This is a genomic window from Acinetobacter gandensis, assembly GCF_001678755.1.
GTDB lineage: Bacteria > Pseudomonadota > Gammaproteobacteria > Pseudomonadales > Moraxellaceae > Acinetobacter > Acinetobacter gandensis.
The window spans coordinates 296,568-308,952 of record NZ_LZDS01000001.1 but is presented as its reverse complement, the minus strand read 5'-3'; the positions used below and the strand labels follow the sequence as shown (position 1 = coordinate 308,952).

The following is a 12,385-nucleotide window of genomic DNA, read 5'->3' as shown; positions in this document are numbered from 1 at the left end:
TCGCCGGGTAGCTATGTTCGGAAGGGATAACCGCTGAAAGCATCTAAGCGGGAAGCCTACCTCAAGATAAGATTTCCCTAGGAATTTATTCCTCTAAAGAGCCGTTGAAGACTACGACGTTGATAGGTTGGATGTGGAAGTGCGGTGACGCATGAAGCTGACCAATACTAATTGCTCGTGAGGCTTGACTATACAACACCCAAACAGTTGTTGTACGAACTGCGTAAGCAGTGAGCTGAAATTGATTCAAAACCAAACAGTCAATACTGACTGATCTTGATTCAGAATACGCTAGAACATATACTTCGACTCAAATAACGTTCTGTTAATAACTCATTTGGTACAAAGTACGGCATGAGAAACATCGTTTCGCAAGAAAAGATGATCTATAAGACCCGAACAAGTCCATAACAGTTGTGCTGGCGACAATAGCAAGAGTGAACCACCTGATCCCTTCCCGAACTCAGAAGTGAAACCTCTTAGCGCTGATGGTAGTGTGGGGTTACCCATGTGAGAGTAAGTCATCGCCAGCTCATTATTCAAAATCCCCCTAACTCTTATGAGATAGGGGGATTTTTTTATGCGCTAAAAAATGATAAGGGGAGTAGGCATTATAAAAAAGGATGAGGCCTTGGAAAAATTAGCAACGTTTAGATCAAATATTCCATCAAATCGTAGGTTTAAAAACGGTTCAAGAAGCGTATTTACAGAGCTTTTAGCATCAAATAATCGTTATGAAACAGATTAAATAGTTCCAAAGAACTGCGACAAAATAAGTTGGAGCATGTTTTTTAAACAAACACTCAAGCTTTCAGTTAGCATTAGAAAAAACTATCTTTAATTTAATTAAAGGATTGGTTAAATTTTGAAAGATTTCATTGAATATAAAAGGTATTTAAGCTTAAAAAAATAGGCCTAAAATCATATATTGATAATTAAATAATATTCATAAAAAACATGAAAAATAAATGAATAAACATATATTTAGAATGCATATATCTCATTAAACATACGTCTAATATCCCTAGAAATCTGACTTCCGTATATTCCGTCGCTATTGATTATTAGTGAAATATTCAATGAATGTTATGGACAAGTACTCATGGGAGATGAGAACGATGACAACGGAAAAAATAGACATAAATTCTGTAGTCGATAAGGCTAAGTTTACCCCGTTCCACTTCAATGTTGTGGCTTGGTGTTTATTGATTATTTTATTTGATGGCTACGACCTAGCAATCAATGGTGTGGTTTTACCTTTACTCATGCAAGACTGGGGCTTAAGTGCGATGCAAGCGGGAATGCTTGCCAGTACTGCGCTGGCAGGTATGATGTTTGGTGCCATGTTCTTTGGTTCACTCGCAGACAAGATTGGCCGTAAAAAAGTCATTATGATCTGTATTGTTTTGTTTAGTGGTTTGACCTTCGCTGGTGGCTTTGCGTCGAATCCAACAGAATTTGGTATTTTGCGTTTCTTGGCTGGTTTAGGGATTGGCGGTGTAATGCCTAACCTTGTGGCTTTAACGTCCGAATACGCACCGCAGAAGATGCGTAGCACACTCGTCACGACGATGTTTAGTGGTTATGCCGTTGGTGGTGTGATGGCGGCACTTTTAGGTTCATGGTTCACCCCTGACTTTGGCTGGCAAATCATGTTCTTTATTGCGGGGATTCCACTTTTCCTTTTACCTGTCATTTGGAAATTTTTGCCTGAATCTTTGGCATTTATGGTGAAAGAAAACAAACAGGAAAAAGCCCGCAGTATCGTGAAGCGCTTAGCGCCTGAAGTGAAAGTGACTGAAAATACAGTGTTCACTTTACCGCAAGAAAGCGTGCCTGAAGCTGCTAACGTAGTGAGTTTGTTCCGCCGTGGTCGTGCCGTAAATACATTATTGTTTTGGGTTGCGTTCTTTACGTGCCTATTGACCATGTATGCGCTAAGCAGCTGGTTACCAAAACTGATGATGGCAGCCGGTTATTCTATGGATAACAGCTTGATGTTCATGATGGTCATGAATGTGGGTGCTGTTGTAGGTATTGTGGGCGGTGGCATCTTGGCTGACCGTTTCCATTTAAAACCTGTATTGATGGTTTTAGGAATGATGGGTGCGATTGTAATGAGCTTGATGGGCTTCCAATCGAATCAGTTCTTGCTATACATCTTGGTGTTCTTGGCAGGTGCAGCATCTATTGGTTCGCAAATGCTGCTGTACAGCTATGTGGCGCAGTATTATCCACTTGCTGTACGTTCGACAGGTATTGGTTGGTCTTCTGCGATTGGACGTATGGGTGCGATTGTAGGGCCTATTCTAATTGGTGGTTTGCTCGGTATGAACTTACCTGCGCACTTCAACTTCATGGCAGTGGGTTTACCTGTGCTAATTACTGCAATTGCGGTTGCATTGATCATGCATGAAAATGACAGCGATAAAATTGAAGTAAAAGATGCTTCTACTGCGAAAGCATAAGTTGTGATTTTTAAAAAGAAAAGCCTCCGTAAGGGGGCTTTTTTATTTTTATCTGTATATTATTATGAGTGAAATCTAATCACAAAAAATATTTATATGTACAATTCAACTTTTACCTCGAATAATAATCAGGAAGAAAGTAATCGACTTATCTTAGATTTAAAGAGAATAATAGAAAAAGAGTTTGATGCTACTGATTGGAGTGAGCTTGGCCTCCTAGTAAATGCTGATCATATTATTAGTAATCATCCAAGGTTGCTAAGAAGTCTAAGTTGGGGGGATGGGGATTATGGGGCGTGTATTATTGATGTTCTTAAGACAATCCGAATAGATAATCCCCAGAACTTACAAAAAATTAAAGAATATTTAGATCATCGCAGTGGAGATAAAGATACATTGCATGTATCGAATCAAATAGCAGAAAAAAAGATCACCTTTTCTCCTTCAGTATTTGCAGTACCTGAAGTGAACGTTGAAAATGATCTTGTAGCGGTAATGATGCCTTTTTCAGGTTTTGATAATGTTTATAGTGCTATTAAGAATGCCGCAGAAAGAGCTAATTTAAGATGCTTAAGGGCTGATGATATTTGGGATAATAGTACAATTATTCAAGATATCTTTGACTTAATTTTTAAATCTAAAATAGTAATTGTGGATTTTAGTGGTAAAAATCCTAATGTAATGTATGAAACAGGAATTGCTCATACATTAGGTAAATTGGTTATTCCTTTGGCCCAAAGTGTAAATGATATCCCATCTGATATGATTCACCATAGAGCCTTAACCTATTTAAAAAATGGTGAAGGATTGGAACGATTGGAGAGTGATCTTTATCAAAAGCTCATTAAGCTAAGTGAAAGTTAGGAAATATATATGCAATTTAATTCTATCTCCCCAATCCCCGAAGATGATGAAGAACTACATCTGCCTGAACTGGTGTACTGGGCATCATTAGGGGAACTGGCTGAAGTCGAAAAATCTTTGGCAAATGGCACTGATGTAAACTCAGCCGACGAAGAAGGCTATAGCGCACTGCATGCAGCATCGGAAAACGGCTATTTAGACGTAGTGAAGCTCTTGGTAGAGAAAGGGGCAGACGTACAGCACAAAACCCAATACACAGCATTAGAGCTTGCAGAAATGGCAGGCAATGATGATGTGGTAGCGTACTTAAAAAATTTGTAAGCCATATATTTTATAATGTCTATTCATAAAATACCCGCATGCAATATGCGGGTATTTTCATTTTAGTATTGTTGCTGTTGCTGTTGCTGTTGCTGTTGCTGTTGCTGTTGCTGTTGCTCAAGCTCCTGCTGAATCGCTTGATTAAACGCAGGCAAGTCATCTGGACAACGAGAAGTAATGAGCACCCAACCACCCATATTACAGCGGTGCACCTGCTCATCGACCCAATGTGCACCCGCATTTTCCAAATCCAAACGAATACTTTTATAAGACGTCAGAGTTTTATCACGAATTCGTTCAGCATTAATGAGCGCCCAAGGACCATGACAAATTGCAGCAATAGGTTTTTGATGGTCAGCAAAGTTTTGAATAAGTCGCAGTGCATCTTCATCGATCCGTAGATGATCTGCATTGACAGTTCCCCCTGGAATTACTAACACATCATAGTCTTCAGCATTTACGCTGCTCAATTGGGCATTGGGTTGAACTTCAGCTTCGACCTTTTTATCGGCTTTTACTGTCTGGACAACCGCATGTTTAATAGCGGCATGAATGGATTCAATTCCCTTTTCATTTAAATAATTTAAGGGTTGGATCAGCTCGTCATGTTCAACACCGACATTTGACGTTATCACTAAAGCTTTTAAAGTCATGATTGACTCCTTGCAATGAGGATTGTCTACCACGCTAACAAGCTGACGAATTTGGGTATGTAATAATTTCGCAGGAAACTGTAAGAAGTTTTGACAGAGATGTTATGCGAAAGTTCTAGATTAGCGCGAACTCTTAAAAATCAGCTAGAAAAAGAAAACCCCAACATCCTGTTGGGGTTTTCTTCGTATTTCGTATTTCGTATTTTAGATACAACTCCATGTCATATCTCACGTCCTGATGCAGAAACTATTCTTATTGTTTTGGTGTTTCGGAAACTTCCTGTTTCCTGATAACTGTAGATTAGGCCTGTTTGAATAAATTGAATAGCCGCAATAATCTGCATCACGTGTAAGCCTAAGCGTACAAAATTATCCTGTTACGATTATTTCAATATTTCACATAATTAATTTATTAGAATCAAATAATTATAAAGGGATAAGGAATTGGATAATGAAAATGAATGTGACATTTCGAACGGCTTGTGTGTTATTGGGTATCTTATCGACAAGTGCTTGTCATGCAGAAAATAACACGAAAAAATTAGAAAAAAATATTGAAAATTCAGTATCACTACAGCAACTTGAGCAAGATTACCAAATTAAAAACATTGCTCAATTTGATGAGCCTTGGGCGTTTCAACAACTCCCAGATGGACGTTTTTTATTGACGGAGAAAAAAGGTCAGATTGTCATTTTTAATCCCGCGACTCAACAGAAGATCACAGTTCAGAACCCACCAAAAGTGGCTTATGGCGGTCAAGGTGGCTTAGGCGATATTGTGCTTGATCCGCAATTTAGCCAAAACGGTCTTATTTACCTCAGTTATGCCGAGGCTGGAAAAGGCGGTTATGGGGCGGTGATTGAGCGCGCTCAGCTTGATCTAACAGCGGCACAACCGAGCTTAAAACAGCGAAAAATTATTTGGCAGCAAGTACCGAAAGTAGAAGGTCAAGGGCATTATTCACATCGAATGCGCTTTGGTACAGATGGTAAACTTTGGGTTAGTTCAGGTGAACGTCAGAAGTTCGATCCTGCACAAGATATGCAGTCTAATTTGGGTAAAGTGCTACGCTTAAATAGTGATGGAACTCCTGCTGTAGATAATCCATTTCAGACTCAAGGTCCGATTGCACAACAAGTGTGGAGCTTAGGGCATCGTAATCCCTTAGGACTCGCATTTGATTCTAAACAACAGCTTTGGGTAGTGGAAATGGGTCCGAAAGGAGGGGATGAGCTTAATTTGGTACATCGAGCTAAAAATTATGGCTATCCAATCGTTTCAAATGGTGATCATTACGATGATAAACCGATTCCAGATCATCATACACGTCCTGAATTTGAAGCACCGCTCATCAGTTGGACACCTGTGATTTCACCATCCAGTCTGATGTTTTATCAGGGCGATCGTTTCCCACAGTGGAAAAATAAGGCGCTGATTGGTGGCTTATCTTCACAAGCGATTGTAATTGTTGATACAGAGCTTAAACCTGTCCAAGAAATACAACGAATTGCCATGCCACAGCGTATTCGTGGACTCATTGGAGCCAAAGATGGCAGTATTTGGGGCATTGAAGATGGAGAAAAGGCATGGTTATTCAAGATTGAACCGAAAAGTGCGGTCAAAAAATAACCAAAATTAAAAACTTTAAAAAAAAGCCCCTTCGGGGCTTCTCTAATTTGGTACATCCATTGAATGACATACTATCAGTTAAGCTGCATAGTGCTCGTCCGCGTTGAACATATTGGCTTGAATCTGAATTAACTTACGATTGCCTTGCTCGCCATTCATACGCCAATGCGCAATTTTAATATTATCTACAATGGCGACATCCCCCTTTTGCCATTGCAACAATAAAGCATCTTGATACATGGCATTAAAAAATTGCTGTTTTTCTTCATCAGTCCACTCAATTTGTTGACCTTGATGATTGTAAATTTCCCAAGTTAATTGCATGCCATCTGCGGTGGAATCAATTTCAATTTCCCCACGATTCAAAAAGCAATCTTTAGCGGCCCGATGCGCAAATGGATTGGTATTATTCGCAAAAGCCCAAGGTTGAATCACACGTTTTTTGGTGTCTGGATGATGAATCACGAGTGGACAACGTTGTAGGGTTAATTTAGCCTTTTTATCCTGCCGCATTTCTAAACTGAATGGACTTTTCTTTAATAATAAGCGATCGAATACACTGATTTTTCGCGCAGAAACATATGAAAAATGATTCCATGCACCTAAATATTTTTCTTGAAGATGCTTGGGTAAATTTTCCCATATATGTTCTAAATTATTGAATCCTGTTTCGGCCAAATAGGTCGAAGGCTCCTGACAGAATAAGGCAATGTAGCGTGAACGTTCGGAACGTACACCGCCTTCAACATGTGGACCTTGTACTGAATTTTCCACGGGTCCGAGTTGCACTGTATTACGATCAATATAACGTCGATAATCTCCTGCACCTAAAATACGTTCACTGTATTTACGCAGCCAAGATGCAACCCAGCCTGGCATGTTAGGGTTAAACGCATTCCACGGTTGAAACTGAAAATATTGCTCAATCAACTGATTAAATTGTTCAGGTTGTTCGACCTGAAATCCTCGAAATAGCACAATGCCATTTTCATGGATTTGCTGCATGAGCTCTTGGCGATGTGCACCAATATATTGGGCTAAATCTTGCATGCTATTATGAGTTGGATCGGCATGAAAAATACGGGTGAAGCTGTTTAACTGGTCGTACTTCAGTTGCATAGTCAATTCTCGAATTATTAGTTTGATTTTTTATTGTTATCGCTTAATCCCTAAGCGGTGACATTTAGGCTGCTAAAAACACAGCATATATTTTGTTCGATGTCATTCGCGATTATAAGTACAGTTTTGCTGTCAGGGTGTAAGTTTTGTTTAAAAATGGCTTATTTACGATGAAGTAACTGAAGATGCTATTTGCAGAACAACGTATTGCTATATAAATAAAAAAGCCCCGACATCCTGTCGGGGCTTTTTAGATTCATTCTAAAGGTATGACTCCTGTCATACCGGTCAGCTTCCTGCTGTTGTGCATTCTTTATTTTTATTGCAAGACATCCTGTCTTTGTATGCTTTTACTATAGGCGCTACTTTAAAAAGGCTATAGTGCTAAAGACCTAAGTCTGTGTAGGAAAATACCGACACGTGGATGTTGAACAGCTCAAAATACTAGATTTCCTTTATATTAGAATATCTATAATAACCAGAGCATTCGCATGCCAGCCACGCAAATTGATATCAGAACGCAATACAGCCCAGAACAAGAACAACAGCTTTTGCATGCTGTATTTGACGCATTACAACAGAGTTTTCAACTTCCTCAATATGACCGTAATATTCGACTACAGGTACATATGCCTGAGCGCTTTCAAGTATTTGATCTTTTAACCCAACCCGAGCTTTTTACCCATATTACGATTGATTGCTTTGCTGGGCGTAGTTTAGACACCAAACGAAAACTCTATCAGCTGATGGTGCAAAATTTAGCAGTATTGGGCATCCCTCAAGATCACATCATCATTACTTTAAGGGAAATTCCTTTAGAAAATTGGGCAATCCGTGGTGGGCAGGCCGCTTGTGATGTCGATTTGGGTTTTAAGGTCGATGTTTAATGCAGTACTGAAGCCGATTTGTAATTTAATTTTTAAACAAGTCGTGCTGAAACAAAAAAAGCCCCGACATCCTGTCGAGGCTTTTTCGGATTCTTTCTAGCGGTATAACTCCTGTCGTACCGTAAGCTTCCTGCTTCTTTGTCTTATCATTGTTGTTTTATGTTCAGTGACATCCTGTCTCTGTATGATTGAACTATAAAATTATTTTAATAGCGTGAATAGTGTCTATTCTCGGCAGTCTGTGTAAGCTAAAACGTACAATAATCATTTTGAATGAAAAGGTGTTCTTTTGCATTTTTGTGAGCTCTGCATGGTGGTCAATAGACCCAAACAAAGGTCGAAATACGATGGCATTATTGTTGTACTCACCGTTTAAAAGGCATGGATGTTACATATATTTTCGATTAATTGATTGAAAGGTGAACTAATTTAATAGACATTAAAAATTCATAATGAAAAAAACAGGGAATAAGAATCATGCTAAAAAATGTTTTTAACGGTCAAAAATCTAAAGTATTGCCAATTGCATTGGGCAGTACTTTGCTATGTTTATCATCGATCAGTTGGGCAGCATCACCTGCTGAGATCAAGAAGATAGCCGAAGCACAAAAGGTGGGCTATTTAGATACCTTAAAGACTTTGGTGAATATTGAATCTGGAAGTAAAGACATTGAAGGCTTAAATCAGATTTCGAAGGTGGTTGCAGATCAGCTCAAAGCCACTGGGGCTGTGGTGGAAATTATTCAGCCCAAAGAAATTATGAAACTTGATGGTGCACCTGATCAGACAGGGCCAATTGTCAAAGCAATGATTAAGGGCAAAGGTAAAACGAACATCATGCTGCTTGCCCATAATGATACGGTCTATCAAAAGGGTCAGTTACAGGGACAACCCTTTCGAATTGATGGAAATAAGGCGTATGGCTTAGGCATCTTAGATGATAAACAAGGGGTTGCTGCCGTCATTCATGTCTTAGATATGTTGAAACAATTAAAATATCAAGATTATGGAACGATTACGGTTTTAATTAATTCGGATGAAGAAATCAGCTCACCTGGTTCACGTCAAATGATTATGGATAACGCTAAAAATCAGGATGTTGTACTTTCTTTTGAAACAGGCGGTTTAGATGGAAGTCTGATGTTGGCAACCAGTGGTATTGGTGCAGCTTATTTAGATATTAAAGGGCGGGGCGCACATGCAGGGGTTAAGCCAGAAGCAGGTGTCAATGCATTGTCTGAATTGGCTTTTCAAATTCAACAATTAGAAAATCTTTCAAATCCTAAGACTGGTTTAAAGCTGAATTGGACAGTTGCAAGCGCTGGTAAAACTCGAAATGTCATTCCAGATCAAGCTACAGCACAGGCAGATGCACGTTCTCTAAAACCCCAAGATTTTGCTGAATTAGAAAAGACTTTAAAGCAAAAAGTGAAAACTAAAAAATTGGCAGAAAGTCAGGTCGATGTAAAATTTGAAGTGCGTCGTCCACCGTTAGAAGCCAGCCCACAAGCTAAAAAATTAGCCGCGAAAGCGCAGCAGATTTACACAAATGAATTAAAGCTGCCTATGAAAGTTGAAACGACCGCTTGGGGTGGTGGAACTGATGCTGCATTTGCTGGAGTTACATCAAAAGCTGCAATTATTGAAGGGATTGGCATGTCTGGAGATGGATTACATTCAGACAAAGCCGAATATATTTTGACGGATTCTATTGTGCCACGCTTATATTTGGTGACACGTTTGATTGTTGAAAGTTCTCAACCGTAAGGTTCTAAAACACCTTATGTGAAGAAACATGAAGCCTTTAACGTTTTGCGTTAAGGGCTCAAATTATCTGAAATGTACTTTTAATTCATCACGAGAAGAATGCTGATATAGTCGAAGTAACAACATAAGGCTAAAGCATAAATAAGAATGAAATTTAAAAGTTTTTTAATAGCTGTATTTATGACTATTTGTTCTGTTCAGAGTAGTGCCTATACTCTATCTAATTATGAATGCATTATTCATGAAATGTCGGATGATTCAGATATTCATGATTCTATAAAAAAACACTATATCAATGAAAAATTTTATGTAGATCGAATTAGTGGCAGGGTGAATGGAATACTCAAAAATAACTATGTTAATGCTCCCACTGTGATTGACTTGGGTTCGTCAAATAATAGTTTTAAGGCAATAGGTTATCTGAAAATACATGAAGGTGTTGGAGTTGGTAGCAATCTTTATGCGCTCAACATTGCTGAATATAAAGAAGGTAATAATAAGCCGTTTACGTATATGGAAAACTCAAAAGTTTTTCGTGGATTATGTAAGTATCTGAACAAATAATTTGCGAAATTAATGCTGAATTTAAATAGGGCCGTATTAAAAAGCCCCAACATCCTGTCGAGGCTTTTTCGGATTCTTTCTAGCGGTATAACTCCTGTCCTACCGTAAGCGTCCTGCTTTTTTGTCTTATCATTGTTGTTTTATATTCAGTGACGTCCTGTCTCTGTATGTCTTCAATATAAATTGAATCTATTTGACTGAATAGCCGCAAACAGCCGAATACTTTGTAAGTCTGAGCGTACAAGATTGTTCAATATTTAATTAAGCACTGACGTACTGTACAAGCTTATCAAAGGCTGCTTTTACTGCCTTATTATCAAATTCATTCGGTTCAAATTGTTCAGTACGGTTACGGGCAAAAATATCACGAATTTCAACGACCGCATTGCTATCAATTAAGCCCAACTGTGTTGCCACTTGACGTATTTGATCAATAGAACGTGAACCGTTGGTACCACCATAGCTGACATAAGCTGCAGGTTTTCCTGCCCATTCTTTACCTAAGTAATCGAGTGCATTTTTGAGGGCGGGGCTATAACCGTGGTTATATTCAGGACTAATGAAAATAAAGGCGTCACCCTGAGCGATTTTGTCTGCCCAAGCTTGTTGTTTGGGCTGGTCATAAATACCGGTTAAGGGTGGATTTGCACCCGCGAAAATTGGAAGATCCCACTCTTTTAAATCAACAATTTCAGTTTGAACAGTACTAAAGTCATAGTTTTCAATTTCTGAGTGCAACCATTTTGCAATTTTCAGTGCTGTACGCCCCTCACGGACACTGCCGACAATAATATAAAGTTTCATGAAATGTTCCATTTTTATCAAATGGAGCGTAAAACTCTGTCCTTCAGGTCAGAGATATAAGCGACACGACATGAAGTGTCGTTTGATTTAACTAAGGACTATTTTCCTTGAGTTTTGATTGTTAATATAAGTACATGAAAACCCTTAAATTACGTATAAAAGACAAACATTGCAAGGTGTTAGACCAACTAGCATCAGAAGTGAACTTTGTCTGGAATTATGTCAATGATTTAGGGTTTAGGCATTTGAAGCGGAAAGGTGAATTTCTCTCTGCTTTTGATATTGCCAAATATATGAAAGGCACATCCAAAGAATGTAATTTACATAGTCAAACCATTCAGGCTGTAACTGAAGAATTAGTCACCCGAAGAAAGCAATTTAAAAAGGCAAAGCTGAAATGGCGTGTCAGCAATAAAAAATCAGCAAGGCGCTCTTTGGGATGGATTCCCTTTAAAAAGGTGGCTATCAAATATGCCAATGGATATGTCCAGTATGGAAAACACCAATTTAAGCTTTGGGATAGCTACGGTTTAAGCAAATACACGTTAAAAACAGGTTCATTTGTAGAGGATAGCCGTGGGCGTTGGTATGTATGTCTTGTTGTTGAATCGCCTAAGCAAGATAAATCGACAGCAACCAAAGCGATTGGTATTGATCTAGGCTTAAAAGATATTGCCACCTGTTCTGATGGCACTGTAATTTCAAATCCAAAATTCTATCGAAAATATGAGCAGAAATTAGGTATTGCTCAGAGAGCCAGGAATAAGAAGCGTGTTCGTGCATTACACGCCAAGATTGCAAATAGTCGAAAAGATCATTTGCATAAAGCAAGCACCAAGCTTGTGAATGAAAATGCATTGATTATTGTAGGTGACTTGAGTGCTAAAAAATTAGTAAAAACCAAAATGGCAAAATCTGTTTTGGATACAGGATTTTCTGCACTAAAAACAATGCTCAAGTATAAATGCGAAAACGCAGGCGTATTGTTTGAAGAAGTCCAAGAAGCCTATACCACCCAAATCTGTTCGTGCTGCGGTGAGATCACCTCAAGTAGTCCAAAAGGTAGGACAGATCTTGGAATAAGAGAATGGGAGTGCATGAGCTGTGGTACAGCTCATGATCGAGATATAAACTCAGCTCTAAACATTCTTGCGCTTGGGCATAAGCGTCTAGCTGTAGGAATCACCCTTTTTTAAGGGGGTGAGGATGTCAAAAAGTGTTTCAATAAATTAATCTGAATTCAGCTAAATAACTATAATCAATGTGTATCGAATAGCATTCAGTATATAAAAAAAGCGCCCTTGGGCG

At 38.8% G+C, this 12,385-nt stretch carries 11 protein-coding genes and 2 rRNA genes; 10 read left to right on the top strand and 3 right to left on the bottom strand.

The annotated features are described in order from the left end of the window. From A9J31_RS01465 to A9J31_RS01445, 5 genes are all read left to right on the top strand, one after another. A 23S ribosomal RNA gene (locus tag A9J31_RS01465) occupies positions 1-192 on the top strand; the annotation flags it as partial. Between the two features lie 226 nt (positions 193-418). Beyond that, positions 419-533, top strand: a 5S ribosomal RNA gene (gene rrf / locus A9J31_RS01460). Between the two features lie 585 nt (positions 534-1,118). Continuing rightward, positions 1,119-2,468, top strand: coding sequence for an aromatic acid/H+ symport family MFS transporter (locus tag A9J31_RS01455; RefSeq protein WP_067761810.1), 1,350 nt, complete (start codon positions 1,119-1,121; stop codon positions 2,466-2,468). A 96-nt stretch (positions 2,469-2,564) separates the two neighbouring features. Next, on the top strand, positions 2,565-3,332 hold the full coding sequence (locus tag A9J31_RS01450) for a hypothetical protein (protein WP_067761807.1): 768 nt from the start codon (positions 2,565-2,567) through the stop codon (positions 3,330-3,332). A 9-nt stretch (positions 3,333-3,341) separates the two neighbouring features. Beyond that, positions 3,342-3,653, top strand: a complete 312-nt coding sequence (locus A9J31_RS01445; protein ID WP_067761805.1) for an ankyrin repeat domain-containing protein — start codon at positions 3,342-3,344, stop codon at positions 3,651-3,653. 62 nt (positions 3,654-3,715) lie between these two features. On the opposite strand, the gene A9J31_RS01440 is transcribed toward A9J31_RS01445, so the two are convergent. After that, positions 3,716-4,306 carry a type 1 glutamine amidotransferase domain-containing protein gene (locus A9J31_RS01440; RefSeq protein WP_067761803.1) on the bottom strand — a complete coding sequence of 197 codons (591 nt, stop codon included), beginning with the start codon at positions 4,304-4,306 and terminating at the stop codon, positions 3,716-3,718. 457 nt (positions 4,307-4,763) lie between these two features. Here A9J31_RS01440 and A9J31_RS01435 point away from each other — a divergent pair, with 457 nt between their 5' ends. Beyond that, the gene (locus A9J31_RS01435) at positions 4,764-5,936 is read left to right on the top strand and encodes a PQQ-dependent sugar dehydrogenase (RefSeq protein ID WP_067761851.1); all 1,173 of its coding nucleotides are present in this window, start codon (positions 4,764-4,766) and stop codon (positions 5,934-5,936) included. 78 nt (positions 5,937-6,014) lie between these two features. Here the strand turns inward: A9J31_RS01435 and A9J31_RS01430 are convergent, their stop codons facing one another. Beyond that, on the bottom strand, positions 6,015-7,055 hold the full coding sequence (locus tag A9J31_RS01430; RefSeq protein WP_067761801.1) for a TauD/TfdA dioxygenase family protein: 1,041 nt from the start codon (positions 7,053-7,055) through the stop codon (positions 6,015-6,017). A gap of 491 nt (positions 7,056-7,546) precedes the next feature. Here A9J31_RS01430 and A9J31_RS01425 point away from each other — a divergent pair, with 491 nt between their 5' ends. The 3 genes from A9J31_RS01425 to A9J31_RS01415 all read left to right on the top strand — a co-directional run bounded on the left by A9J31_RS01425 (position 7,547) and on the right by A9J31_RS01415 (position 10,273). Next, entirely contained in the window at positions 7,547-7,942 is a 396-nt protein-coding gene (locus A9J31_RS01425) for a tautomerase family protein (RefSeq protein ID WP_067761799.1), read from the top strand. Positions 7,943-8,419: 477 nt separating this feature from the next. After that, positions 8,420-9,709: a glutamate carboxypeptidase gene (locus A9J31_RS01420; RefSeq protein WP_067761797.1), complete on the top strand. Its 1,290-nt coding sequence runs from the start codon at positions 8,420-8,422 to the stop codon at positions 9,707-9,709. 147 nt (positions 9,710-9,856) lie between these two features. Further along, positions 9,857-10,273: a hypothetical protein gene (locus tag A9J31_RS01415; protein WP_245668189.1), complete on the top strand. Its 417-nt coding sequence runs from the start codon at positions 9,857-9,859 to the stop codon at positions 10,271-10,273. A gap of 261 nt (positions 10,274-10,534) precedes the next feature. On the opposite strand, the gene A9J31_RS01410 is transcribed toward A9J31_RS01415, so the two are convergent. Continuing rightward, positions 10,535-11,077, bottom strand: a complete 543-nt coding sequence (locus A9J31_RS01410; RefSeq protein WP_067761795.1) for an NADPH-dependent FMN reductase — start codon at positions 11,075-11,077, stop codon at positions 10,535-10,537. A 134-nt stretch (positions 11,078-11,211) separates the two neighbouring features. Here A9J31_RS01410 and A9J31_RS01405 point away from each other — a divergent pair, with 134 nt between their 5' ends. Continuing rightward, on the top strand, positions 11,212-12,273 hold the full coding sequence (locus tag A9J31_RS01405) for an RNA-guided endonuclease InsQ/TnpB family protein (protein ID WP_067761793.1): 1,062 nt from the start codon (positions 11,212-11,214) through the stop codon (positions 12,271-12,273). The last annotated feature ends 112 nt before the right edge of the window (positions 12,274-12,385 follow it).

Bases quoted from the DNA above. Each gene is read 5' to 3' on its own strand.
- A9J31_RS01405 (WP_067761793.1), top strand. From the start codon at position 11,212: ATGAAAACCCTTAAATTACGTATAAAAGACAAACATTGCAAGGTGTTA.
- A9J31_RS01420 (WP_067761797.1), top strand. From the start codon at position 8,420: ATGCTAAAAAATGTTTTTAACGGTCAAAAATCTAAAGTATTGCCAATT.
- A9J31_RS01440 (WP_067761803.1), bottom strand. From the start codon at position 4,306: ATGACTTTAAAAGCTTTAGTGATAACGTCAAATGTCGGTGTTGAACAT.
- A9J31_RS01425 (WP_067761799.1), top strand. From the start codon at position 7,547: ATGCCAGCCACGCAAATTGATATCAGAACGCAATACAGCCCAGAACAA.
- A9J31_RS01435 (WP_067761851.1), top strand. From the start codon at position 4,764: ATGAATGTGACATTTCGAACGGCTTGTGTGTTATTGGGTATCTTATCG.
- A9J31_RS01455 (WP_067761810.1), top strand. From the start codon at position 1,119: ATGACAACGGAAAAAATAGACATAAATTCTGTAGTCGATAAGGCTAAG.
- A9J31_RS01415 (WP_245668189.1), top strand. From the start codon at position 9,857: ATGAAATTTAAAAGTTTTTTAATAGCTGTATTTATGACTATTTGTTCT.
- A9J31_RS01430 (WP_067761801.1), bottom strand. From the start codon at position 7,055: ATGCAACTGAAGTACGACCAGTTAAACAGCTTCACCCGTATTTTTCAT.
- A9J31_RS01445 (WP_067761805.1), top strand. From the start codon at position 3,342: ATGCAATTTAATTCTATCTCCCCAATCCCCGAAGATGATGAAGAACTA.
- A9J31_RS01450 (WP_067761807.1), top strand. From the start codon at position 2,565: ATGTACAATTCAACTTTTACCTCGAATAATAATCAGGAAGAAAGTAAT.
- A9J31_RS01410 (WP_067761795.1), bottom strand. From the start codon at position 11,077: ATGAAACTTTATATTATTGTCGGCAGTGTCCGTGAGGGGCGTACAGCA.